Genomic DNA, 24,277 nt, shown 5'->3' with positions numbered 1-24,277 from the left:
CATACTCATGAATACTTGTTACCTTTGATATCGTATAAATTATCTATTTTTGTTATAATGAATGTATTGACTATATCAATAGAACAGCTTCTAGGAGGATTCAATGAAACAAGTAGTTAAAATTAAATGCCCTGTGTGTGAAACGCCCGCTTCACAAGAAGTAGAAACACGTGTAAATTCTAAATTTCAGCCAAACTTGAAAAAAGACTTATTAAATGGCCAACTACAATATTTTGAATGTAGTAATTGTGGTGCACGCAGACAAATCGAAACAGAATTCTTATATCATGATCCCATTAAAAAGTTTATGGTCTTTTTAGTACCAAACTTAAAAAACAAACAAAATCAATTGAGTACACTTTTAGAAAATGTGACTCGCGATGAGAAAGTGGATCTTTCTGATTACGAATTGCGTATTGTAACACACCATGCTGATTTAATTGAAAAAATTCAATTATTTGAACATCACTATAATGACCGCGAAGTCGAAATTGTTAAATTATTGACAGATGGGTTATTTGCTAAAGAAAGACCTAATGAAGAGGTTAAATCACGCTTCTTCTATATGAAAGATGGCGTACCAAAAATTATGTACATTACGGCTAATGAACAACTTTTAGTTGATTTTAGTGATAATTTACTTAAATTCGCCAAAGACAAATATAAGAAGATAGTGAATACAACAGAAACTGGCCAATTTCATTTAATCAATGCAGAATGGGCTGCACATGCTTTAAGTAGTAGCTAAATAAATACTAAAACCGTCTAAATCTCTACGCTATTTACGCTTGAGACTTAGACGGTTTTTATTATTTTTCAATTTCTTCGCGTGAATGAGCTTCTTTCACAATGTAGAGTGGGCGACGCTTTGTTTCGTTGAAGATTTTAGCGACGTACTTACCAACAATGCCTAAACAGAACAATTGCAGACCACCCATACCAACGATGAGAACCGCTAGACTAGGCCAACCTGGTGTTGTTGCTCCGAGAAGAACTGTCTTAACAATAATGTAGATCCCATAAATACTTGATAGAATAAAGATGATCAAACCAAGCATACTTGCAAAAGTTAATGGCGCATCTGAGAAACTGATGATGCCATCGAAGGCATATCGAATGAGTTGGGTAAAGGACCAAGAAGAATCTCCGGCACTTCGCTCAACGTTATAGTAATCTAAATACTTCACTTTATAACCGACCCAACTAAAGATTCCTTTAGAGAATCGATTTCTCTCAGGCAAGCTTAAAACAGCATCAACAACTTCGCGCTTCATTAAACGATAGTCTCGAACACCTTCTTCTAATTTGACATCAGAGATGACATTGTTCAACTTATAGTATAAATTGGCGAAGAATGACCTCACTGGTGGCTCACCTTCGCGGTTCACCCGCTTCGTTCCTACAACATCATAATCTTCTTCTGTAATTAATCGATGCATCTCAACGAGCATCTCAGGGGGATCTTGTAAGTCCGCATCCATTAAAGCAACCCACTCACCTTGAGCATACTCAAGCCCTGCCATAATTCCCGCTTCTTTACCAAAATTTCTTGAGAAAGAGATGTAGCTAACTCTATCTGGATATTTTGCAGCTAATTGCTTAATAACTGCAAGTGTATTGTCACGAGATCCATCATTTACAAATAATGTCTCAATAAAAACAGATGGCAATTTCTTTTGAGTTTCTAAAATCGCATCCATAAAAATTTCCAGCGTATCCTCTTCATTATAAGAAGGAACGACAATCGTCATAATATTACTTGTCAAAATGATTTGCCTCCTTAACAGCAACTTTTTCAGTTTGTACCGCATCGATTGATTCATCCGAACTCGAATCATCTAAAAGAATTTTTCGCGATACAAAGTTAAACACCATCACAAAACCTGTGACGAAAATCTTACTTATCATGACTGCCACACCAAACCATTCTACAAATACGAACATCAAAATCTGTGTCAAGATAAGTCCGACGATACTCAGTGATAAGAAGATTGTAATTTCTTTATAGCGTTGGTCTTTTCCAAACTTACTAACAAAAATAAATCGCATACTTGCCCAGTAATTAAATACGGTAGCAATAATGAACGCGATGGCTGTGCCGATTAAGTAATTCATGCCTAGTACTTCATAGCTAATATATAGCACAATAAAATCAATCAATGTTGAGATCCCACCGACAACAGCAAAGTTAAAAAACTGTTGTATCAAACGTTTCATTCATTATCCTTCTTTCTATACTTTATTAAATCATTCATAGATTGAGAGACAAAAAATGATTCTCTTTCTATTTATGCTTACAATCAAACTACTTTATATGTGTGTTTCATTATACACACTGATTATGTTCAAAATTACTACCTTTAATAGTAACGGATTTTAAGACAATATAAAAGCATTACATGCCGACCGTTGTTTTATTTTAAGTTTAAAAAATGAGGTTTGTTTCCAATCCTCATTCTACACTTTAGTTGTTATTTATTTATGAATATTTTTAGATTTTCATTATTTTAAGAATATTAATGACTTGTCACTTCAATCATGCATAAAGATTCAACGTCAGGCAACTCCTCATTATTGATTTCAAAAGCAATAATCCACTCACCCTCAGGAATTAACCCTGCCTTAGCTTCATTGCTTGTGTAGAGGTCCTGCTCGTGAATTTTAATGACACGCCTCTCGTGTATTTGAGTTGTTTCTGCTCTCAAATTATAATTGCTATCATACACTAGAATTAAGTTAATGTAATCATAGGCCATCTGGAATGACAACATAAGCCCATCCTGATTTTCCGGTACGACAAATCGTTCAATAATAAAGGATGAAGCTTTGGCGAATTTTTTCTGTGATATGTCAATAATTAGCTTTTCCAATAGCACCATTATCCATCCTCCTCTTTTGTTACTACTATCATACCAAGCTAATATAAATTTAATGAAAGTTTCTTGTAAATTTTATGTAAAGATTCTTCTTAAAGATTACAATTATATTAAATAACAGCAAAAGAGGATTGATTAAATGGAGAAGTCTATGAACTCACCATCTATCAATCCTCTGTTTTTTATTGGAAAACCGTTTAGTCTCTTGGTTCGATCTTCACTTCTAAGAATAAATCATTATATTCAATTAATTTCTCTTGCCCTAATCCGCGGTATACTTCCAATTTATCTAAAGCATCTTCACTTGGATAAAAGGCTTCATCGGAAATGACTTCTGGATCCATTAAAGCCATCGCCGCTTCATTCGGTGTTGAATAACCGACGTAATCAGCATTTTGCGCTGCTACTTCAGGTCGAAGTAAGAAATCAATTAAAGCATGTGCCCCTTCAACGTTTTGTGCATTATGAGGAATCACAATATTATCAAACCAAAGGTTTGATCCTTCTTCTGGTAAGACATATGCAAGTTCTGGATTTTCCCATATTGCCATGGACGCTTCCCCGGAGAACGTCACCCCAATCATCGCTTTTTCGTTACCAAGATGCATCTTCATCTCATCTGCAACAAGAGCTAATATATTTGGCATCAAAGTTTTCATCTTGTTCGTTGCTTCTCTTAATCTTGTACTATCTGTTTCATTTAATGAATATCCAAGTGATTGTAAACCAACGCCTAAGACTTCTCTCGCTCCATCGTAAATCATAATATTATTACGGAATTTCGGATTCCACAAATCATTCCATTGTTGAACTTCACTTTCATCAACATAATTTGTATTGTAGATAATACCTAATGTTCCCCAGAAATATGGAATAGAAAAACGATTATTCGAATCAAACTCTAAATCTAAGAATCGCGGATTAATGTTCTCTAAGTTAGGTAACAATGAATGATCAATCTCTTGTAACAAATCTGCTTCAATCATTTGTTCAATCATATACTCACTAGGAACTGCTACATCATAACGTGTCCCGCCTTGTTCAATCTTCGTCATCATCGCTTCATTCGAATCAAAGGTTTCATAGATAACTGAATACCCTGTCTCTTCCTCAAACTGAGTCAGTAATTCTGGATCAATGTAATCTCCCCAGTTATAAAAGACAATCGTATTACCATCTGTCAGTCCTAAACTACTTTCTAACTGATGTCTAAAACCAAATAACACAGCAACAATTAGTAAAATCCCTAATAACATGGTCATTAATTGTTTCATCGCAGACCACCTACTTTCTTATTAGCTTGTTTACGAATACGTCTTTGATCGCTCGTTTGGATTTGATAATAACCAAAGACTAAAGCTAAAGCGAGTACAAACATTAATGTACTTAAAGCATTAATTTCTAAACTAATACCTGTTCGCGCTCTTGAATACACTTCGATCGAAACAGTACTAAAGCCGTTCCCAGTAACGAAGAATGTTACCGCGAAATCATCGAGTGAATAGGTAAAAGCCATAAAGAAACCAGATACAATACCACGAACAATACTTGGTATAACGACACGTGATAATATTTGCCAATGCGTCGCCCCTAAATCTTGGGCCGCAGTAATCATGTTCGGATTCATCTCATATAAACGAGGTAAAATCATTAACACAACAATTGGAATACTAAAAGCTACGTGAGCCAAAAGGACACTCCAAAAACCTAAACGAAGTGGCAATATACTAGAGAATAATATTAAGAAACTTGCCCCCATCATAACATCTGGTGTGACCATCAAGACATTATTCGTATTCAATAAAAATTGCCGCTGACTATTCAAGCGCGCATAATAAATGGCAATCGCCCCAAAAGTTCCAATCGCTGTCGCAATCGTCGCTGACAGTAAGGCAATGATAAACGTATTCATGATAAATGATAATAACCGCTGATCAGCAAATAATGTCTGATAATGTTCTAAAGTAAAGCCTGTAAAATCAGACATATTCCCACCACTATTGAAAGAATACGCAATTAAATACCCAATTGGTAAGTACAAAATAATAAATACTAAGATAATATATAAGTTAGACCATTTAAACTTCCCTTTAGTCATTACTTGCACCCCCTTGATCGTTACGGCTACGAGTAAGGAACATAACTAATACCATTGAAACCATTAAGACAACACCAATCGTGGCACCCATTCCCCAGTTTTGGGTCACTAAGAAATGCTGTTCCACTGCTGTTCCTAAGGTAATGACTCGGTTCCCACCGATTAAACGCGTTAACATGAATAAAGATAGAGAAGGGATAAATACTGCTTGAACACCACTTCTCACTCCACGCATCGATAATGGCATCACTACTCGTCTCACTGTCACCCATTCACTTGATCCTAAGTCCGTACTTGCTTCAATCAGTGAATGTAGTATCTCATCAATCGAATTAAAGATTGGCAACAACATAAACGGTAATTCAATATAGGCCGCCACTAATAAAAAGGCAATATTCGTAAATAATAACTGTTGTGATTCAAAACCTAAATTCGTTAAAAATGAATTAATTGGTCCTGTTTGACTTAAAATCCCAATAAAGGCATAGATTTTAAGTAATAAGTTTATCCACGTAGGTAAGATAATCAACAATAGCCACAAATCTTTACGCTTTGTCTTTGTTAAAAAATACGCCATTGGATACGCAATAACCAGTGTGACCAATGTGACTAAAAAAGCATATAAAAATGAGCTAGCAGTCATAACCAAATAATTTCGATTCGTAAAATAATGAATATAATTATCAAAAGTAAACTGACCGGCGATATTAAAGAATGACCGATACAATAATAAAAGAATCGGTGCAATGACAAACAATATAATCCATAAGTAATACGGTATCGCTAATAAATGATGTTTTTTCGTATTCATTGCCCACCTCTAGTCTTCATACTGTTCTAAACGGGCATCAAAATCTTCTTCAGATTCGTTGAAACGCATCACATGAATATCGCTTGGACCGAATCGCAATCCGATTCGAGAACCAGTTTCAACTTTTTTAGTTGTATGAATCATCCATTCATTATGATCTTCGTCGTAAGCAATGACTTCGTTAAAGACACCACGGAATAATTGAGTATCTACTTTAGCAATCAATTGACCTGCTTCAGGTGACGTAATTTCAACGTCTTCGGGGCGAATAACAACCTCTACCGCTTCACCACTTGGTATCCCACCATCTTCACAGTCAAACGTATGACCGACAAATTCAACCCGATAATCTTCGATCATCTTCGCCGCTACAATATTACTCTCACCAATAAAGTCTGCGACATAACGGTTGATCGGCTCATCATAAATATCGACGGGCGTTCCTGATTGAACAATTTCACCGTTATTTAAGACATAAATCCAATCCGACATAGCTAAAGCTTCTTCTTGATCATGAGTAACAAAGACAAAAGTAATTCCTAAACGTCTTTGTAATTCACGCAATTCATATTGCATGTCTGTTCGAAGTTTTAAATCTAGCGCAGACAAAGGCTCATCTAATAAAAGAACATCCGGTTCATTGATTAATGCTCTCGCAATCGCTACACGTTGCTTTTGTCCACCGGACAACGCATCAATGTAACGCTCTTCGAACCCTTCTAAGCGCACTAAACGTAACATTTCCGAAACTTTCTCCTTAATCGTCGCTTTATCGACTCCTTTGACAGACAAGCCAAAAGCGATGTTATCAAAGATATTCATATGCGGGAAAAGTGCATAATCTTGAAAAACAGTGTTAACCTTCCGCTGATTTGCTGCAACTCTCGTAACTTCAGTACCATCGATTAAGACTTGGCCTGATGATGCTTTTGTAAACCCAGCAATAATACGTAGAATCGTTGTTTTACCACACCCTGACGGGCCTAATAAAGTATAAAATTTACCTTTCTCTAATTCCATATCAATGGATTTTAACACTTGTGTATCGTCGAAGGATTTTGTTACCCCATGCAACTCCACACTATAACCTTGTTTTACCATATGCACATTCTCCTCTGCATAAATTTTTGTCATTATTGACTCCTTTGAAACCGATTTGAAAGAAAATTAGTCTTTCGAGATGAAATTATAGCACACGGTGTTTAAGTAAGACACAATTATTTTTCCGAATATTCCACTTTTTTTAATTTGCTATAAAGCTTGATATATTAGCGTTTATTATCATTTACAAAAAAACTCAACAACTCTAGGTAAATGTTTACTAGAATTGTTGAGTTTCTCAGATGTTGTACATAATATGGTCCATTTTTTGGTCTGTTTACACATTTTTAACTGCCATACTAATTCCCATGCCGCCCCCGATACATAAAGATGCCAGTCCATATTCGGAATCATTGCGTTTCATTTCGTGAATCAAGGTGGCACTTATTCGAGCCCCTGAAGCTCCAATCGGATGTCCAATGGCAATCGCACCACCATTCGGATTTACTTTAGCCGCGAGCGCTTCATAAGTTAAGCTCGTATCTTTAGTCAATTCTCTCATGACACCGATCGATTGCGATGCAAAAGCTTCATTCAATTCAATAACATCAAATTGTTCTAAGCTTAAACCAGTTTTCTTCATGACGCTATTAATTGCTTTGACTGGTCCAATTCCCATAATTTTTGGATCAACCCCACTTTGGCCAAAGCCTAACACTTCAACTAATGGTTCTAAGTTGTGTTCTTTAACGAATGCATCTGAGACAACAAAAGCAAAAGCTGCCCCGTCATTGATTCCTGATGCGTTCCCTGCAGTGACTGAACCTTCATTATCAAAAGCCGGACGCAAGTTATTTAACTTTTCTAAATTTGTTGAATCATTGATGTATTCATCTTCTTCAAATACGACCGCTTGACGACGTTGTTGAACTGTTATTGGTACAATTTCATCTTTGAATTTCCCCTCTTTTTGTGCGAGTCTTGCTTTCTCTTGCGTATTCATGGCAAATTCATCTTGTTCTTCACGAGTGATTTTAAATTTACTTGCAATATTCTCAGCTGTTATTCCCATATGAATTCCTGAAAAGGCATCTGTTAACCCATCTGTTAACATTGTATCTTCTAAAGAAAATGCGCCCATTTTATTTCCTTTTCGAATGTTGCCTGTCGTTGCGAATTTAGCTTGGCTCATCGACTCCACTCCGCCAGCAATAATACAGTCCGCATCACCTAGTTTAACATGGTTATATGCTTCATTAATGGCTTTTAGACCACTCCCACATAACATATTCACCCCATAAGCAGGGACATTGATTGAAATGCCTGCGTTAACAGAAACTTGTCGCGCAATATTTTGGCCATGACCTGCACTTAAGACATTCCCGATAATCACTTCATCCACATTGTCTTTAACGATCGTGTATTCTTCTAACATCTTTTCTAATAATTTTGACCCAATCTCAGCGGGTGATAAGTCAGATAAACTCCCTAGAAAACTTCCTACTGCGGTTCTTTTAATTGATAATACATAAACTTTTCTCTCTTGCATAACGATTAACCCCCATCTATCTTTTTATATTATTTACAAAAAACCAACCTAAGCAATTCTTTTACAGAATGTGTTAGGTTGGTTTTAATATATCTCATTCAATTATTCTGCTTCCCGTCCAATAATTCGAACTTCGGTTTCAAGTCTAACTGAATTTAAATTCCAGATTGTCTCTTGGATGTATTCAATCATCTCAACATAATCTGTTGCTGTGGCTCCACCAACATTAATGATGAATCCAGCATGCTTACGAGATATCTCAGCACCACCAATTCGATGTCCTTGTAAACCAGCATCTTGAATTAACTTTCCTGTATAGTAACCTACGGGACGTTTAAATACACTTCCACATGATGGATACTCTAAAGGTTGCTTCGATTCACGTAATTCAGTTAAATGATCCATTTTTCCTTTGATAGCCTCTTGATCTCCGGGTTGAAGTTCAAAGGATACGCCTAAGATAATGTTATCATTCTCTTGAAAAATACTATGACGATAGGCAAATTCTGCATCTTCATTCGTATAAGTTAAAAATTGTCCTTCGCGATTGATTGCCTCAATCTTTACATTAATATCCGTTATCTCACCTTCGTAAGCACCCGCGTTCATAAATACCGCGCCTCCAACACTACCTGGAATTCCACAAGCGAATTCTAAGCCAGTTAATGAATGGCGATAGGCCTCACGACTTACTTCAATAATACCTGCGCCACTCTCTGCATAAATATAATGACCATCGACTGAGATTGCATTCATATCTGTTAAAATCATGACAATACCGCGTATGCCGCCGTCTTTAACGATTAAATTACTGAGGTTACCTAGAATTGTTAACGGGGCATCAAATTCCTTTGCCCAATCAATAATTTGTTTCACTTCATCTTTTGATTTCGGAAATGCAATAACATCCGCTTCGCCGCCAGTTTTAGTATAACTGTAATCTGACAGTGCGTGGTTAAATTTTATATTTAAATTAGGGTGAGCTTCTTTTAATAGCTTATAGTTCATAACTCGACCTTTCTTTCATAATCAATACTTATCTATTCTAAGTAATTATATAAAAAAAGTAAAGTAAATCTATGATGAGAAATTATTTGAATATTAATCAATCAACCGTTCCATGACATAAGTATCATAATAGTGAAAATCATTTCTTAAACGCTTCGATAGTGTTCCAACTATTTCAAAACCATATTTCTCATACAATTTGATTGCTCGGATATTTTTTGTTACAACTTCCAAGGTTAGCACTTTAATATCTGCGTAGCTTGCAAATTGAATCATTTCTTCAGTGAGAATTGAGCCTATGCCGTAGCCCCAATATTCTTTAATAATACTGACACCCACTTCAGCCACATGGCTTTGACGATTATTATCGATGACAGCAACTGTTGCCATACCAACTATCTGATCATCTGATTCTGCTACTAACATAATGTTATTATCTGATTCATTGTATCTCGTAATTAATTCTACTTGCTGATCCACGGTCATATTCGCCCCTTCAGGACCAACTGACAAATACGGGGTATCTTTCCCTACATGTCTTAATAAGCCTAGTATTGCCTTTGCATCGATTGGCTCTGCTACTCTAATGATTGTTTCGATTGGCTCGTCCTCTGCTTCATGTACGTATTTGTTGTAATTACTCACACAATCACAATCCTTTCCAGTTCTGAGTCCATTCTTTCCTTAATTGGTCGTAGTCATCACTTTGACCTACTGTTCGTACTTGAATTTTACGTTCATCATTGTCAACTGCCTCTAATTCAATCTCCAAATAAGTTTCTGGCATATAATCAATGACAAATTCTGCCCACTCTATTAATGTAATCGTATCATCGTTTATAAAACTTTCCAAGTCAATCGATTCAGCTCCACCCTCTTCGAGGCGATAGGCATCAATATGATTAAAAAGCTTCCCTTGTTCACCGAGTGGATAGTGCTTCACTATAGTATATGTTGGACTTTTCACCGCTCTTTTAATTCCTAAAGCTTTCGCAAATCCTTGAGAAAATGTAGTTTTACCACTTCCTAGATTTCCCTTTAAGCTAATGACTTTACCAGGTTCTATCAATTGCGCTAATTCTGCTGCGATTTGTTTCGTTTCCTCAGCAGAATGTGTAATTTTGTATGACATTATATATAATCTCCTTGTACTTCTAAAAAAATTCACGCTTTATTCTTAATAAGCCAATTATAAACAAAGTGTGTTGAAACTGCGAATCATTTGACTTTATGCCGTTTTACTGATAATTTATACCTATAACATATTAACGTAAGGAGGCAGTTTTATGAAAAAATTTATCAAATTAATTACTCTACCGACTTTAGCATTGCTACTAGTAGCTTGTCAAAGTTCGACTGAAGAACAGCCAGCAGAGAGTGCTCCAGCTGAGTCAACTGAACAAGTATCAACAGAATCTACAGAGTCAACTGAAAGTACTTCTGGAGACGCAGAAAGCGAAGCAACCGAGGAATCAGGCGCAGAACAAGGTTCTGAAGAATCAGACGCAGCAGCATCTGACAATGGTGAAGGTACAACTGAAGAAGGCGAATCTGCAACTGAAGATACAGAAGAAGCTAGCGAAACAGCAGCAACATTCGCATTCTATGTATCAGGTGAAGAAGCGCCAATCGCTGAATTCTCAGTTGAAGATGCTGAAGGTCTTAGCGTTTTAGAAGCTCTAGAATCAAACGAAGAATTAACATTTAACTTCAACGAAACTGAAGGTGTTGTTGATTCAATTGAAGGCTACGAAAATGACTATACTGTAGGTAATACATGGACTTACGTATACAATGGTGAATACGCACAACTAGGTGTTGTTTCTCAAACATTAGAAGCAGGAGATGAAATTGATTGGTACTACGGTACTATCGATGAAATCCCAATTAACGTAGTTCCTGAATAAGCAATACTTTACAATTTAAAAGAGCGTCTGACTTAAATCAGACGCTCTTTTTGTATACTACTCATTTATATTTACGCGTTTAATCCACTCGTGATTATTTCTCGTCAATAATCGATCCGCGCTACTTGGTCCAAAGGACGTCGCTTGATAATTTGGAAACGCAGGATCTGACATATCATCCCATGCCACTTTAATCGCATCAGTAATGCGCCACTGTTCTTGCACTTCTTCCCAAGAACTAAACAACGTATTATCCCCTTCTAATGCATCATGTAATAAATTTTCATAAGGCGTTGGAACGTACTCTTTCCCGAATGTATTTTGGTCTGGACCAATAAATGTCGTGATTGGTTCCATATTCGATTCAATATCTTTCTGGTTTAAAACCATTGCCAAACCTTTACCAGGTTCAATATAAAAAGTGAGCCTACTTGGTGTATCGTTTGAATCACCATTTCTCTCTTTCAATATAATATCAACCGAAGAAAATTGTTCAACTAACGCTTTTCCTGTACGAACGTAAATAGGAACACCCTCCCAACGCTCATTATCGACAGATAATTGAATCGCAATGTATGTTTCCGTACTACTATCTTCCGCTACATCTGGTTCATCGCGGTAATGGTTATACTCCCCTTCAGCATCTGCTGAGTATTGACCTCTAACAACAAACTCTTTCACTTCCTCTTTCGAATATGTTGGTATTTGACTTAAGGCTGCGTGCTTCTCACTATGTATCGCATCTTTTTCTAACTTCTCAGGCAAATCCATAATAATGAATGAAAGTATTTGCAGTATATGGTTTTGGAACATATCTAACAATGCACCATTCTCATCATAGAATGCACCACGGTCCCCTACTTTTAGACGTTCAGGTAAGTTAATTTGAATGTTCTCGATAAATTTATTATTCCAAATACCTTCAATAAAGGGATTGTAGAATCGAGTTGCCAATATATTTTGGACAAAATCCATCCCAGGAAAATGATCAATTAAAAAAATCTCTTCATCATTAAATGATTTTTTTAATATTTGATAATATTCTTTAGCTGATTCTAAACTATAGCCAAATGGCTTCTCAACAACGACACGATGCTCTCCAGTTAAACCAGTAATACCTGACTCTTTTAAATTTACTGTCGTCTCATCGTAAATACTTGGAGCGATAGAATAGTAATATAAAAATCGATCGGATGTATTATGCGTCGTTGAAACTTCTTTTATTTTCGTCATGAGTTTTTCAAAATCTTGTACTTTTGTATTGTCAGCTGGTTGGTAATAAATGTGTTCTAAAAATGATTCTTCGAACTCAGTAAAATTACTCCCTGCTTCAACAGCTTTTCTTACATGTTCCTTAAATTCATTCTCAGTGAATTGAGTGCGGGCCGCTCCGATAATCGCAAATTCCTCCGTTAACTGGCCACGTTGATATAGTTGGTGAAAAGCTGGGTACAATTGTCGCTCAGCTAAGTCACCCGTTGCCCCAAACAAGACAATTAGCCCACCTACTTCAACTTTAGACATAGTATCTCCTCCATTTATATATTCTGTTTAATGCGTGCCTCTATTAAATTCTATAACAAAATATTCATCTTTCACAATAATACAACTTAGAGTACATATACTTAAGCCATTGACAGCATTAGGAATAACATGAACGTCACGGAATTATGCAAAATTTAAGTTCAGCACCATAATCACATAAATATAGAAAACTCTGTTTAATACACAGCTATCGTTGCTTATTGAAGGGAGAATGGTGAGGTACCGTAGTACCAGGACGATTGGGCATACATGAAGCCGTAGGAGCGGTAGCGACGTAAGGATTTAGTAGCACAACGAGACGGAAGCTCAATCAGCTAGCAACGCTAGATGATTAGCTGAAGCCGGTCCACTACGGTCTACGGTCACCGAGCCGTTCTCCCTGAAATAAGCTCTACAGTTCCCCCTCCACAACAAAAAGAGCTAGAAACACTACCGTTCGGTAGTATTTCTAGCTCTCGCTTATTTATGAGTGAAAAGACTCAATTACATGATTGCTTGGTTAGCAGTAATAATTGAAACTTTATAAACATCTTCTTCGACACATCCACGAGATAAATCAGAAACAGGTTTGTTTAAACCTTGTAAGATTGGACCAACTGCTTGGTAGTTACCTAAACGTTGAGCAATCTTGTAACCAATGTTACCTGATTGGATTTCTGGGAATACGAATACGTTCGCTTTACCAGCAACTTCTGATTCAGGTGCTTTTTTATCAGCAACTGATTCAATATAAGCTGCGTCAAATTGTAATTCTCCATCGATAGCTAAGTCAGGAGCCAATTCTTTCGCAATACGAGTAGCTTCAGCGACTTTGTCAACTTCTGGTGAAGCTGCAGAACCTTTAGTTGAGAAACTTAATAAACCAACTTTAGGATCGATATCGAACATTTTAGCTGTTTGAGCACTTTCTACAGCAATTTCAGCTAATGATTGTGCATCTGGGTTAATGTTAATCGCACAGTCAGCAAAGATTAAACGTTCACCATCATTGTTAGGTGGAACCATAACAAACGCACCACTTGTTAATTTAACACCTGGGCGAGTTTTGATGATTTGTAGTGCTGGACGAACAGTATCACCTGTTGAGTATTGAGCTCCACACACTAATCCATCTGCTAAGTCCATGTAAACTAACATTGTTCCGAAGTAAGCATTGTCACGTAACATTTCACGTGCTTGCTCTTCAGTGTTTTTACCTTTACGACGTTCTACGAAAGATGCGATCATTGCATCGAATTCGTCATAGTTGTTAGGATCGATGATTGTTAAATCACCAGTGTTCCAGTTACGTTCTGTAGCAATTGCTTCAACTTCAGCAGGATTTCCTAATAAAATTGGTTCTACTAATTTATCTGAATGTAGACGAACAGCTGCTCCTAAAACACGTGGATCAGTAGCTTCAGGGTAAACAATTTTAACCTTTTTTCCTTCAATCTTCTGTGATAACGATTTAAACATATCCATTCTAGATATTCCTCCCATAATTTAACTTTATAATAAACGCTTACTACTTAATATTACACGTTTTTTACAATTTTTGAAACTGTTTTACTCAATCTTCTGTATTAAAGTTGTTCTTTTCTCTATTAGCCTCACTTATAGCTTTCTTTTTCCTCTTTGGTAAGACATCTTTAATTTTTCTAAACAATGGACGCAAGACATATCGTATGATTAATATTATGATAATAATCACGATGATGTAAGGGATTAAGAATATAATTGTTAAAATCCCCCATTGGAAAGCTTCAATTGAATTTTCCCAAGTATCGTTAAAGGCTGCGACAATTTGATCCCAGAAAGTCAATTGACTTTCACTTCCATCAGATAACTCAACAACTTCTTGTAAATTCAAGTGTATCGTTGCATTTTCAACTTCTGCGGAGACAGAAGATTGTTCTGCTAATAAACTATCCCGACTCGCAATTGCTTCTTCTAAAGCGCCTTGGATTTCAATTAAATCCGTAACGGACTCTGCTTGATCATTAAGTTCATTCAGTCGGTCAATTCTAGAATCAATCGCTTCGATACGAATTTCAATATCTTGAACTTGTTGGGTTACATCTTGAGAACCGCGTGATAGTTGAATAAGTTGAGCTTGGTCATTGTTTTCAAACTGTGTAAGCGTCTCTTCATAATTGTCTCGAGGAACTCTGATCGTCAAACTTAATGATGTGAGCGACTGAGAACTTTCTGCATAACTGTATTCATTCATTGATTCATCTTGATATTGAATATAAGCATTATTGGCCTCAATAATTTCTTCAATACTTTGCTTCGCTTCATCATAACGAATCGTTTGATAAATCACATTGGCCGTGTAGATAATATCTCGATCTTCATTTGTTTGTTGGCGACTGACATTTTCGTCAGTTTCTTGGGCCATTTCGGTTGTGTAGTTGGCGTCAGGATACGTAGTAGTTGACTGTTCTTGAGATTCACATGCATATAGGAAAAATACAGTTAGAAACAATATTCCCCATTTCCATTTCTTCACGCTATCACACCTCTCTTATACTTCATTATAAAGGGTTTTCATGCCTAAAACCACTAATTACATGTTGACTGGCTTTTTGAACATAAAAAACTCAATGAAGAATCACTTTTGTGATCCCTCATTGAGTTTATAAGTTTAATCTGTTGCTTTTGCTGACGCTTGAGCGTTTTTCGCTTCTTCACGGCGACGTTTCTTCTCTTGACGGTATTGCATACGTTGTTTGCGACGGTCATTAATTGCCCATTGCTTGTAGTCATTATCTTCCATAGCCTGAACTTCTCCAAGTAGGTAACCATTCCCAACTTGTGAGAAGAAGTCATGGTTACTTGTTCCTGTTGAGATACCATTCATAACAATCGGATTCACATCTTCAGCTGTATCAGGGAATAAAGGTTCGAAGCCCATATTTTGTAAAGCTTTATTCGCATTGTAGCGAACAAATGTGTTTACGTCTTCTGTCCAACCTAATTCATCATATAAATGAGACGTGTATTTTTCTTCATTTGAATATAATTCAAATAGTAAGTTAAAGACCCAGTTTTTTAATTCTTCTTGTTCTGCTTCGCCTAACTCATTGTAGCCTAATTGGAATTTATAACCAATATAAGTTCCGTGAACAGATTCATCACGTAGGATAAGTTTAATGATTTCAGCTACGTTAGGTATTTTGTTGTTTCCTAAATACCATAATGGTGCGTAGAAACCTGAATAGAATAAGAATGATTCAAGTAGGACACTTGCCGCTTTCTTTTGTAGCGGTGTACCATTTTGGTACGCATCATTAATTTTATCCGATTTGAATTGGATTAATTCGTTCGTATTCGTCCAATCAAAGATTGAGTCAATTTCTGAGTTTGTATTCAATGTAATAAAAATCGTTGAATACGATTTAGCATGTACTGCTTCCATAAAGTGGATATTACTTAAAACAGATTTTTCATGTGGTGTTCTTGCATCATCTAATAAGACAACAGCCCCTTCTTCAGATTGCAGTGTATCTAAAAGTGTTAACCCACCAAAGACTTTCCCTAACATATCTTGTTCTGCTTTTGAAAGACGACGCCAATCATCTAAATCATTCGATACTGGAATACGTGTATCTAACCAAAATTGCTCAGTCAGCTTTTCCCAAGTTAATTTATCAACGGTATCTTCGATATCATTCCAATTTATCGCTATGTAATTTGGTTCTACCATGCATTTATTCTCCTTTATAAAACTTATTAAATTGAACAGCTCTCGCAATAATTACTTCCAATTTCATCGCCATCATCCGTAAATGTACGAACATAGTAAATTGATTTAATGCCTTGGTTCCAAGCATAGTTACGTAGGATATTTAAATCTCTCGTGTTCATCTTTCTTTCACCAGGACGTTTCCAAGGATAAAGCCCTTCAGGTAATTCTGAACGCATGAACAACGTTAAAGACATTCCTTGATCGATATGTCTTTGAGCCGCTGCATACACATCGATGACTTTACGCATATCAATATCGTAAGCTGACTCATAGTAGTCAATCGTATCATTTGATAATTGTGGCGCTGGGTAATATGTTTTACCCGTTTTCTTCTCTTGACGCTCTTCAATTAGACGTGTAATTGGGTGTAAGCTCGCACTTGTCTCGTTTACATATGAGATACTTCCAGTTGGTGCAATCGCATGACGGTAAGCATGATATAGTCCATCTTTTTGAACCATATCTCTTAACGCTTCCCAATCTTCTGCAGTTGGAAGTGGCACATTTTTCATGATTTCTTTTACTTTTTCATCTTCAATAACAAATGGTTCTTCAATATAACGATCAAAGTATGAACCATTAGCATAATCAGAATTTTCAAAATTATAGAAAGTTTCACCACGTTCGCGTGCAATTTGATTACTTGATACTAATGACCAGTAGTTTAACGCATAGAAATATGCTTCTGTTAATTCTAATGACTCATCAGATCCGTAATAGATTTGATTAATTGCGAATAACGTATGAAGTCCCATGCCACCTAAACCGATGGTATGATTTAATTCATTCCCTCTACGCACACTTGGTACAGCATCGATACTGGTATGATCTGTAATGAATGTTAAACCACGGACAGCTGTATCCACTGATTTAGCAAAGTCAGGTGAATCGACCATATTCACAATATTTGTAGAACCTAAGTTACAACTAATATCAATTCCTTCATCTTCAAAGGTTTGGTCATCATTAATAATTGATGGTTGTTGAATTTGTAAAATTTCTGAACATAAGTTAGACATTACAATGCGCCCATCAATTGGGTTCGCATCATTGGCTGTATCAATATTAATAATATATGGATAGCCTGATTCTTGTTGTAATTTACTTATTTCGTTCTCTAATTCACGTGCTTTGACTTTGTATTTACGGATTTCTTTATTTTGAACCATGTTCTCATACTCTTCCGTAATATCCACATAAGCAAAAGGCTCGCCATAAACACGTTCAACATCATAAGGACTGAATAAGAACATATCAGCATCTTCTGCAACTAATTCATAAAATTTATCCGGAACCGTTACTCCAAGCGATAAAGTTTTCACACGGATTTTCTCATCCGCATTTTCTTTCTTAGTTGATAAGAAGCGGACAATGTCTGGATGGAAGATTGATAAATAAACCGCTCCAGCACCATTTCTTTGTCCTAATTGATTGGCGTAGCTGAATGAATCTTCAAATAATTTCATAACTGGTACAACACCTGAAGCCGCGTTTTCGATTTTCTTAATCGGTGCGCCTTCTTCACGTAAGTTTGATAAGTTTAGACCTACGCCTCCACCACGCTTACTTAATTGTAAGGCAGAGTTGATGCTACGTCCGATTGAGTTCATATCATCACTAATCTCAATTAAGAAACAAGATACCATCTCACCACGACGTTTACGTCCAGCATTTAAAAATGTTGGTGTTGCAGGTTGGAAGCGTTGAGCGATTAATTCATCACGTAAATTTGTTGCAAGAACTTCGTCCCCGTCCGCTAAGAATAAGGCATTAAACACAATACGATCTTCGAAACGTTCTAAGTATCTTTCCCCATCATTCGTCTTTAAAGCGTACTGGTTATAAAACTTATGTGCGCCCATAAATGATTTGAAACGGAATTTCTTCTCATAAGTTGTTTGCATTAATTTCTTAATGAATTCACGGTCATACTTATTTAAGAAACCTACTTCTAAGTAGTCATGTTCAATTAAATAATCTAATTTTTCATCTAATGTATAGAAAAACACAGTATTAGGGTTCACATGCTCTAAGAAGAATGCACGCACCGCCTCTTTATCTTTCTCTAATGGGATTTTATTGTCTACTGGAATATTTAATTCGTTATTTAATTTGAAATATGTAATTTCATTGGGTGCTTTAGACATAGTTGGTGTTTTCAATTTCAGTCACAATCTCCTTCACTTTTTTTACATCATTATCCGAGCCTTGAAACTCAAATCGATACAATAATGGAACATCATAATCGAGTGCAATATCTTCTGCTGTAAAGCAGTAAAGCTCATTAAAATTTCGGTTTCCTGCGCCGATGACGCCCTGACAATATGATAAATTATCGCCAGTCTCTAGGAAATCATTCAAAATATCAGTCATTTCAATTGCATATGTTGGTGCGATCATAATAAAGTTTTCGTCTATTTCAGAAAATGCATTCACTTCAGACAACTCCAAAGAGTCCATTTCTAACTTTTCAACAAAACGTCGTGTATTGCCTATGACAGACATATATATAATTTTCATCACTACACCGTCCTCTTTAATACTATATATTAGCATGGTTACCTTCAAAATTAAACCTTGAATAAAACTAAATATTGTGCTTCAAGATTCGACCCAATACTATATATTGTGTCTATGCGTTTTATAATCCATAGTTCTAGTATATTTAAATAAATTTAAAAAGCTTGTAATTTGCTCTTGCTTTATTCAGGTTACACGTGTAAACTGAAGTTAGGTTACAAATGCAACCCCGTGTTAGGAGGGAAATTATGACTGAACAATTAAGTATTCAAGATTTAAACATTTCCGATTCAGAATGGGAAGTGATGCGCGTGTTATGGGCAGATGCTCCTTTAACAAGTCGAGAAATCATTGACCGGGTGTTAGACATTCTCGATTGGAAAGAAGGAACGGTAAAATCACTCATAAACCGTTTAGTAAACAAAGAAAATATTCAAAAAATAAAAACCGATACGGTTTTAAAATACAAACCAGGTATTTCAGAACTCGAGGCCAATCGTTTAAAAGCCGATAAAGTCTTCGACTCGATATGTACGAAAGAACGCGGCAGCCTCATTAGTCACCTTGTTGACACAAATCAATTATCGCAAGATGAAATTCAGGAGCTAATATCAAAACTCCAAACAAAAGCACTCACAGCACCAGAAGAAGTAGCTTGTGAATGTGCTGTTGGACAATGCCACTGTCATTTACATTAATAAATAATAAATTAAATAAAAGGAGACATTAATATGAAAAAAGAACAATTTGAAGTCGCAGGTATGGGATGTATGAATTGCAGTAAAACAATCCAAAACACTTTATCAAATCTTGATGGTGTATCTGAAGCCACGGTCGATTTTGCCAATAAAACAGCAGATGTTACATATGATGATACTGTTGTTTCAAAAGTTGGCATGCAAACAGCTGTAACTGACGCTGGTTACCAATTACTTTAATTAAGAATAGGAGGTTTATTTATTGAAAACTTATGCCATTGAAGGCATGCACTGTGCTGCATGCGCGACTTCTGTTGAAAAAGCTGTGAATAAATTGGATGGTATCAATGAAGCCTCAGTGAATCAATTAACAGAAAAAGTAAGTGTCGACTTTGATGAGTCAAAACTATCACTCGATGATATTTCTAAAGCGGTATCCGACGCAGGCTATACGTTGGTTACTCAAACTGAACCTGCTCGTTCAGATGATACTTTTCAAAACTTTTCTGTGACTGGAATGACTTGTGCGAGCTGTGCACAAACTGTTGAAAAAGCAGTGGCGAAACTCCCACAAGTTCACTCTGCTTCCGTTAACTTAGCTACTGAAAAATTATCTGTAACTTGGGAAGAGACTGCAGACGCTCAATTAATCCAAGAAACCGTGGCTGATGCAGGTTATCAAGCTGAGCTAGCATTAACTGCCAAAGAGCAGTACGAAGTAGATCAAGCACGTAAAGAAACTAAGTTAAACTCGATGAAACAAACATTAATTAAGATGGCTATCTTTACCATCCCCCTTTTCATACTCACTATGGGTCCAATGGTTGGAATGCCTTTACCGCAAGTGATTGATCCAAGTATTCATCCGGGGGCCAATGCGGTATTACAATTAATATTAACGACTCCCGTCTTATATTTTGGTTTCGATATATTTAAACGGGGGTTCAAAACATTATTTAATGGACATCCAAATATGGATTCTTTAGTTGCTGTTGGTACGGGTGCGGCATACTTACAAGGAATCGTGATGACTGCTTTAATCCTTTTTGGACAAGTGAATACGCATGATCATTTAGAATTATACTTTGAATCGGCCGCAGTCATCTTAACTTTAATGACCTTAGGTAAATATATGGAAGAACTGGCTAAAGGACGAACATCCTCAGCGATTAAAAGCTTAATGGAATTAGCTCCCGATACAGCTCGTGTCGTACGTGAGAACGGAGAAGTTGAGACGATTCCTGTTGAAATGTTGAATATTGGAGATATTATCCAAGTTCGACCTGGTGAAAGCTTACCTGTCGATGGTGAAATGGTTGAAGGTCATTCGAGCATTGATGAGTCCATGTTAACAGGTGAAAGTCTACCTGTTGAAAAAACAGTTGGTGACTTAGTCACTGGCGCAAGTATCAATAAGATGGGAGCTTTTAAATATAAAGCTACTCGTATTGGACAAGATACGATGATTTCTCAAATCGTTCGTATGGTTCAAGATGCTCAAGGTTCTAAAGCACCAATTGCGAAATTAGCCGATGTTATCTCAGGATACTTTGTACCTATCGTTATTATTATTGCGATTCTATCTGGTTTATTCTGGTTCTTTGTGATGGGTGAACCACTGAATTTCGCTTTAAATATCTTTATTAGTGTTTTAATTATTGCTTGTCCTTGCGCCCTAGGTTTAGCGACTCCCACAGCCATCATGGTTGGGACTGGAAATGGCGCGAGCCAAGGTATCTTAATTAAAAACGGACAAACGCTTGAGAACATACATAACGCAACGACTGTTCTATTAGATAAGACCGGAACGATTACAGAAGGTGAACCAACTGTTACAGATTTCATCATTAACGAAGGCTTTGATAAAGATGACATCTTACAACTGGTTGCTTCAGCAGAATCGGTTTCTGAACATCCACTAGGATCAGCCATTGTGAAGTATAGTGAAGAGAAAGAAATTAACTTACTGCCAACCGATCACTTTGAAAGCATAACTGCACGCGGAATTAAAGCAGACATAGCAGGCAGAGAAATTGCGATTGGGAATAAAAAATTAATGGACTCTCTAAGTGAAGTACCTAGTTCATTAGAGGCACAAGTCAAACAATTAGCCAATGAAGCTAAAACACCGATGTATATTGCTTTAGATAATGAAGTGATTGGAATTGTTGCTGTTATGGACCCTATTAAGGAAACATCGAGCCAAGCAATTAAAGAGATGAAAAACTTAGGTCTTGAAGTTATTATGGCCTCTGGTGACAACCAATACACAGCCAATATTGTTGGGGAAGAACTTGGTATTGACCGCATTCTAAGTGAAGTCATGCCAGAAGATAAATCTGCTATTGTGCAAGAGTTACAAAATGCAGGTAAGAAAGTGATTATGGTTGGGGATGGTATTAATGATGCGCCTGCTTTAGCTCAAGCAGATATCGGGATGGCAGTTGGTTCTGGTACCGATGTAGCTATGGATTCGGCTGATACCGTCTTAATGCATGATGATTTACGTGATGTCCCAAAAGCTATCAGCTTAAGTCATGCAACCATTCGTAACATTAAGCAAAACTTATTCTGGGCCTTTGGATACAATACGATTGGGATTCCAATCGCGATGGGATTACTTTACCTCTTCTTCGATGGACCTTTATTAAGTCCAATGTTTGCTGCGGCTGCGATGAGTTTAAGTTCAATTTCCGTATTACTCAATGCCTTACGTTTGAGAAATAAATAATTATTTACATATAAAAGGCTACTGACCGGATTACTCGTCAGTAGCCTTTTATGCACTTGTTTAATATTTTGCGTCTGCAAAGGTTCTCATCATTTTTGGTAATTCTCGAATCACTTGCGTTGGTAATGTGACATAATGAGTTTCTGCTAATTGATCCGCAATGTAGCTATGAATGAACACAGCTGAAAGAATTGCTTGTTTGACATTCGGTATTTGTCCAATGAAACCAGCTAGAATCCCAGTCAACGAATCTCCCATCCCGCCGGTCGCTTGCGAGGGATTACCTGTTGTGTTTTCAAAGACACCTGAGTCTAAATACACTTGTGTAGGCGATCCTTTTAATACAACTATGCTTTGTAAATCTTTCTGAGCTTGTTGGTTACTTTCTACTGTTAATTTATTTTTATCTAGACCTATGAGTCTCTGCCACTCACCAAGATGAGGCGTGAAGATACAATGGCCATTGGTTTCTCGCTTGACTTTCCCTTCACCAAGTAGCGTAATCGCATCGGCATCGATGATCAGATATTGCTCACCTGAAGCAGATTGAAGGACTGTTTTAAGTACTTCTCGACTTTTCTCAGTCAAGCCCAAACCTGGTCCAATCACTATTACATCTTTTTCTTTTACTGCTTCAATTAAATTTTCAGATTCATACATATCAATAAACATAATTTCTGGCGCATGAGTATGTAAGCTAGTCCGGTTCACTTGATCCGTCGCGACAGTCACTAATCCTGCGCCAGAATACAAAGCAGCCAGACCACTCATGATAATGGCACCACCCTTTTCATGATTGCCTCCAACACATAATATGCGCCCCATTTTATTTTTATACGTATCTTTATCTCTGATAGGTATTGTGTCTATGACTATTTCTTTATTAATTTTCTTCATGTTTAAGCCCCCTTTGCCTTCTCATTATACAAAGAAGAGAGTGTTAACACTCTCTTTTCAAATTTATTATTATATGATGAATTGTAAAATTAAGTGCGACAAATAAAGAAACCCATAACAGGTTCGTGTAAAATGTTAGTAACGACAAAAACATAAACACGGAGGTCTGTTATGAGCTACACACATCTTACCATAGAGGAACGTTCAAAAATAGAAATACTCTATCAAGAAGGCTATAAAATTAATCGCATTGCTCAATTAATCGGGCGCCATCGGTCAACGATTTATCGAGAACTTAAACGATGCCCTTCAGATCAATACCAAGCTCAGGATACCCAAGAAGTTGCCAACCAACGCGCGCGTCATAAGGGGAGAAAGCCTAAGCATACAACCAAGCTACTTGAAGACATTCAAGATAAACTGGAACGTACATGGTCACCTGAACAAATTGTTGGACGAGATTATCAGGGAAAACTTTCCTTTAAATCCATCTATAACTGGATTTACCAAGATATCTTAAAGGTGCCCCTAACTGTCTTAAGACACAAAGGAAAAAGTCGAGAGCCTCAAGAAACGCGAGGAAAGTTTAATATCGGCACTCCCATCTCAAAACGCCCCAAATCTGTGAAGAATCGAAAAGAGTTCGGGCATTGGGAACTCGACACAGTTGTTTCTTCTCGAGGCAAGAGTAAAGGTTGTTTTGCGAGCTTTGCAGAACGAAAAAGCCGTATATATATCAATGTCATTAAGTTAAGGGGAAATGAATTCCTATCGTTATATAAAGACGCCTCTTCTTCACATGAAATAGTGTGAAGAAGAGGCGTCTTTGGCTTTTTTTATTCTAAACAAGTTATTTTTCTATT

At 36.7% G+C, this 24,277-nt stretch carries 23 protein-coding genes and 1 pseudogene; 6 read left to right on the top strand and 18 right to left on the bottom strand.

Translation table 11 applies throughout. The features are described from left to right. The first annotated feature begins 103 nt into the window (after positions 1 to 103). On the top strand, positions 104 to 748 hold the full coding sequence (locus FEZ33_RS04020; RefSeq protein ID WP_138404113.1) for a CpXC domain-containing protein: 645 nt from the start codon (positions 104 to 106) through the stop codon (positions 746 to 748). Positions 749 to 809: 61 nt separating this feature from the next. Here FEZ33_RS04020 and FEZ33_RS04015 read toward each other — a convergent pair whose 3' ends face one another. The 11 genes from FEZ33_RS04015 to tsaE all read right to left on the bottom strand — a co-directional run bounded on the left by FEZ33_RS04015 (position 810) and on the right by tsaE (position 10,515). Next, positions 810 to 1,766, bottom strand: coding sequence for a glycosyltransferase family 2 protein (locus FEZ33_RS04015; RefSeq protein ID WP_138404112.1), 957 nt, complete (start codon positions 1,764 to 1,766; stop codon positions 810 to 812). Then, complete coding sequence (locus FEZ33_RS04010; protein WP_138404111.1) at positions 1,756 to 2,217, bottom strand: GtrA family protein; 462 nt, start codon at positions 2,215 to 2,217, stop codon at positions 1,756 to 1,758. Before FEZ33_RS04010 ends, FEZ33_RS04015 begins: the two co-directional genes overlap by 11 nt. Positions 2,218 to 2,516: 299 nt before the next feature. Further along, a complete protein-coding gene (locus FEZ33_RS04005) occupies positions 2,517 to 2,879 on the bottom strand; it encodes a hypothetical protein (RefSeq protein WP_138404110.1) in 363 nt (120 codons plus the stop codon). 194 nt (positions 2,880 to 3,073) lie between these two features. Next, on the bottom strand, positions 3,074 to 4,150 hold the full coding sequence (locus FEZ33_RS04000) for an ABC transporter substrate-binding protein (RefSeq protein ID WP_138404109.1): 1,077 nt from the start codon (positions 4,148 to 4,150) through the stop codon (positions 3,074 to 3,076). Continuing rightward, entirely contained in the window at positions 4,147 to 4,974 is an 828-nt protein-coding gene (locus FEZ33_RS03995) for an ABC transporter permease (RefSeq protein ID WP_138404108.1), read from the bottom strand. The genes FEZ33_RS04000 and FEZ33_RS03995 overlap by 4 nt, the downstream gene beginning before the upstream one ends. Next, a complete protein-coding gene (locus tag FEZ33_RS03990) occupies positions 4,967 to 5,785 on the bottom strand; it encodes an ABC transporter permease (protein ID WP_138404107.1) in 819 nt (272 codons plus the stop codon). The genes FEZ33_RS03995 and FEZ33_RS03990 overlap by 8 nt, the downstream gene beginning before the upstream one ends. A gap of 9 nt (positions 5,786 to 5,794) precedes the next feature. Continuing rightward, complete coding sequence (locus FEZ33_RS03985) at positions 5,795 to 6,886, bottom strand: ABC transporter ATP-binding protein (RefSeq protein WP_138404145.1); 1,092 nt, start codon at positions 6,884 to 6,886, stop codon at positions 5,795 to 5,797. Between the two features lie 277 nt (positions 6,887 to 7,163). After that, the gene (locus tag FEZ33_RS03980) at positions 7,164 to 8,375 is read right to left on the bottom strand and encodes an acetyl-CoA C-acetyltransferase (RefSeq protein WP_138404106.1); all 1,212 of its coding nucleotides are present in this window, start codon (positions 8,373 to 8,375) and stop codon (positions 7,164 to 7,166) included. Positions 8,376 to 8,477: 102 nt separating this feature from the next. Next, a complete protein-coding gene (murB, locus tag FEZ33_RS03975) occupies positions 8,478 to 9,383 on the bottom strand; it encodes a UDP-N-acetylmuramate dehydrogenase (RefSeq protein ID WP_138404105.1) in 906 nt (301 codons plus the stop codon). A 93-nt stretch (positions 9,384 to 9,476) separates the two neighbouring features. Beyond that, the gene (locus FEZ33_RS03970; protein ID WP_138404104.1) at positions 9,477 to 10,028 is read right to left on the bottom strand and encodes a GNAT family N-acetyltransferase; all 552 of its coding nucleotides are present in this window, start codon (positions 10,026 to 10,028) and stop codon (positions 9,477 to 9,479) included. A gap of 4 nt (positions 10,029 to 10,032) precedes the next feature. Beyond that, the gene (tsaE, locus tag FEZ33_RS03965) at positions 10,033 to 10,515 is read right to left on the bottom strand and encodes a tRNA (adenosine(37)-N6)-threonylcarbamoyltransferase complex ATPase subunit type 1 TsaE (RefSeq protein WP_138404103.1); all 483 of its coding nucleotides are present in this window, start codon (positions 10,513 to 10,515) and stop codon (positions 10,033 to 10,035) included. Between the two features lie 154 nt (positions 10,516 to 10,669). Between tsaE and FEZ33_RS03960 the strand changes: the two genes are divergently transcribed. Next, entirely contained in the window at positions 10,670 to 11,290 is a 621-nt protein-coding gene (locus FEZ33_RS03960; protein WP_138404102.1) for a DUF4430 domain-containing protein, read from the top strand. 57 nt (positions 11,291 to 11,347) lie between these two features. Here FEZ33_RS03960 and zwf read toward each other — a convergent pair whose 3' ends face one another. The 6 genes from zwf to nrdI all read right to left on the bottom strand — a co-directional run bounded on the left by zwf (position 11,348) and on the right by nrdI (position 19,088). After that, entirely contained in the window at positions 11,348 to 12,814 is a 1,467-nt protein-coding gene (gene zwf, locus FEZ33_RS03955) for a glucose-6-phosphate dehydrogenase (RefSeq protein ID WP_138404101.1), read from the bottom strand. Between the two features lie 504 nt (positions 12,815 to 13,318). After that, positions 13,319 to 14,299 carry a phosphate acetyltransferase gene (pta, locus tag FEZ33_RS03950; protein WP_171031275.1) on the bottom strand — a complete coding sequence of 327 codons (981 nt, stop codon included), beginning with the start codon at positions 14,297 to 14,299 and terminating at the stop codon, positions 13,319 to 13,321. Positions 14,300 to 14,387: 88 nt separating this feature from the next. Further along, positions 14,388 to 15,329: a DUF4349 domain-containing protein gene (locus FEZ33_RS03945; protein ID WP_138404100.1), complete on the bottom strand. Its 942-nt coding sequence runs from the start codon at positions 15,327 to 15,329 to the stop codon at positions 14,388 to 14,390. Positions 15,330 to 15,464: 135 nt separating this feature from the next. Next, entirely contained in the window at positions 15,465 to 16,526 is a 1,062-nt protein-coding gene (nrdF, locus tag FEZ33_RS03940; RefSeq protein WP_138404099.1) for a class 1b ribonucleoside-diphosphate reductase subunit beta, read from the bottom strand. Between the two features lie 26 nt (positions 16,527 to 16,552). After that, complete coding sequence (nrdE, locus tag FEZ33_RS03935) at positions 16,553 to 18,715, bottom strand: class 1b ribonucleoside-diphosphate reductase subunit alpha (RefSeq protein WP_138404143.1); 2,163 nt, start codon at positions 18,713 to 18,715, stop codon at positions 16,553 to 16,555. Next, on the bottom strand, positions 18,708 to 19,088 hold the full coding sequence (gene nrdI, locus FEZ33_RS03930; RefSeq protein WP_138404098.1) for a class Ib ribonucleoside-diphosphate reductase assembly flavoprotein NrdI: 381 nt from the start codon (positions 19,086 to 19,088) through the stop codon (positions 18,708 to 18,710). The genes nrdE and nrdI overlap by 8 nt, the downstream gene beginning before the upstream one ends. A 248-nt stretch (positions 19,089 to 19,336) precedes the next feature. Between nrdI and FEZ33_RS03925 the strand changes: the two genes are divergently transcribed. The 3 genes from FEZ33_RS03925 to FEZ33_RS03915 are packed head-to-tail and all read left to right on the top strand — an operon-like array spanning position 19,337 to position 22,517. Continuing rightward, complete coding sequence (locus tag FEZ33_RS03925; protein WP_171031274.1) at positions 19,337 to 19,786, top strand: BlaI/MecI/CopY family transcriptional regulator; 450 nt, start codon at positions 19,337 to 19,339, stop codon at positions 19,784 to 19,786. Positions 19,787 to 19,819: 33 nt separating this feature from the next. Beyond that, positions 19,820 to 20,026, top strand: a complete 207-nt coding sequence (locus FEZ33_RS03920) for a heavy-metal-associated domain-containing protein (RefSeq protein WP_138404096.1) — start codon at positions 19,820 to 19,822, stop codon at positions 20,024 to 20,026. A 22-nt stretch (positions 20,027 to 20,048) separates the two neighbouring features. Next, complete coding sequence (locus FEZ33_RS03915; RefSeq protein ID WP_138404095.1) at positions 20,049 to 22,517, top strand: heavy metal translocating P-type ATPase; 2,469 nt, start codon at positions 20,049 to 20,051, stop codon at positions 22,515 to 22,517. 60 nt (positions 22,518 to 22,577) lie between these two features. On the opposite strand, the gene FEZ33_RS03910 is transcribed toward FEZ33_RS03915, so the two are convergent. Then, a complete protein-coding gene (locus tag FEZ33_RS03910) occupies positions 22,578 to 23,414 on the bottom strand; it encodes an NAD(P)H-hydrate dehydratase (protein ID WP_138404094.1) in 837 nt (278 codons plus the stop codon). Between the two features lie 171 nt (positions 23,415 to 23,585). On the opposite strand from FEZ33_RS03910, the pseudogene FEZ33_RS03905 reads away from it, so the two are divergent. Continuing rightward, a pseudogene (locus tag FEZ33_RS03905) lies at positions 23,586 to 24,152 on the top strand (IS30 family transposase); the annotation flags it as partial. Positions 24,153 to 24,277 lie beyond the last annotated feature (125 nt).

The sequence above is a fragment of the Ruoffia tabacinasalis genome, assembly GCF_005864045.1.
Taxonomy (GTDB): domain Bacteria; phylum Bacillota; class Bacilli; order Lactobacillales; family Aerococcaceae; genus Ruoffia; species Ruoffia tabacinasalis.
This window is presented reverse-complemented; position numbering and strand designations above follow the sequence as displayed.

Bases quoted from the DNA above. Each gene is read 5' to 3' on its own strand.
- FEZ33_RS04000 (WP_138404109.1), bottom strand. From the start codon at position 4,150: ATGAAACAATTAATGACCATGTTATTAGGGATTTTACTAATTGTTGCT.
- FEZ33_RS03985 (WP_138404145.1), bottom strand. From the start codon at position 6,886: ATGGTAAAACAAGGTTATAGTGTGGAGTTGCATGGGGTAACAAAATCC.
- nrdF (WP_138404099.1), bottom strand. From the start codon at position 16,526: ATGGTAGAACCAAATTACATAGCGATAAATTGGAATGATATCGAAGAT.
- FEZ33_RS03960 (WP_138404102.1), top strand. From the start codon at position 10,670: ATGAAAAAATTTATCAAATTAATTACTCTACCGACTTTAGCATTGCTA.
- FEZ33_RS03990 (WP_138404107.1), bottom strand. From the start codon at position 5,785: ATGAATACGAAAAAACATCATTTATTAGCGATACCGTATTACTTATGG.
- pta (WP_171031275.1), bottom strand. From the start codon at position 14,299: ATGGATATGTTTAAATCGTTATCACAGAAGATTGAAGGAAAAAAGGTT.
- FEZ33_RS03925 (WP_171031274.1), top strand. From the start codon at position 19,337: ATGACTGAACAATTAAGTATTCAAGATTTAAACATTTCCGATTCAGAA.
- nrdE (WP_138404143.1), bottom strand. From the start codon at position 18,715: ATGTCTAAAGCACCCAATGAAATTACATATTTCAAATTAAATAACGAA.
- FEZ33_RS04020 (WP_138404113.1), top strand. From the start codon at position 104: ATGAAACAAGTAGTTAAAATTAAATGCCCTGTGTGTGAAACGCCCGCT.
- nrdI (WP_138404098.1), bottom strand. From the start codon at position 19,088: ATGAAAATTATATATATGTCTGTCATAGGCAATACACGACGTTTTGTT.
- FEZ33_RS03910 (WP_138404094.1), bottom strand. From the start codon at position 23,414: ATGAAGAAAATTAATAAAGAAATAGTCATAGACACAATACCTATCAGA.
- murB (WP_138404105.1), bottom strand. From the start codon at position 9,383: ATGAACTATAAGCTATTAAAAGAAGCTCACCCTAATTTAAATATAAAA.
- FEZ33_RS03980 (WP_138404106.1), bottom strand. From the start codon at position 8,375: ATGCAAGAGAGAAAAGTTTATGTATTATCAATTAAAAGAACCGCAGTA.
- FEZ33_RS04010 (WP_138404111.1), bottom strand. From the start codon at position 2,217: ATGAAACGTTTGATACAACAGTTTTTTAACTTTGCTGTTGTCGGTGGG.
- FEZ33_RS04005 (WP_138404110.1), bottom strand. From the start codon at position 2,879: ATGGTGCTATTGGAAAAGCTAATTATTGACATATCACAGAAAAAATTC.
- FEZ33_RS03995 (WP_138404108.1), bottom strand. From the start codon at position 4,974: ATGACTAAAGGGAAGTTTAAATGGTCTAACTTATATATTATCTTAGTA.
- tsaE (WP_138404103.1), bottom strand. From the start codon at position 10,515: ATGTCATACAAAATTACACATTCTGCTGAGGAAACGAAACAAATCGCA.
- zwf (WP_138404101.1), bottom strand. From the start codon at position 12,814: ATGTCTAAAGTTGAAGTAGGTGGGCTAATTGTCTTGTTTGGGGCAACG.
- FEZ33_RS03920 (WP_138404096.1), top strand. From the start codon at position 19,820: ATGAAAAAAGAACAATTTGAAGTCGCAGGTATGGGATGTATGAATTGC.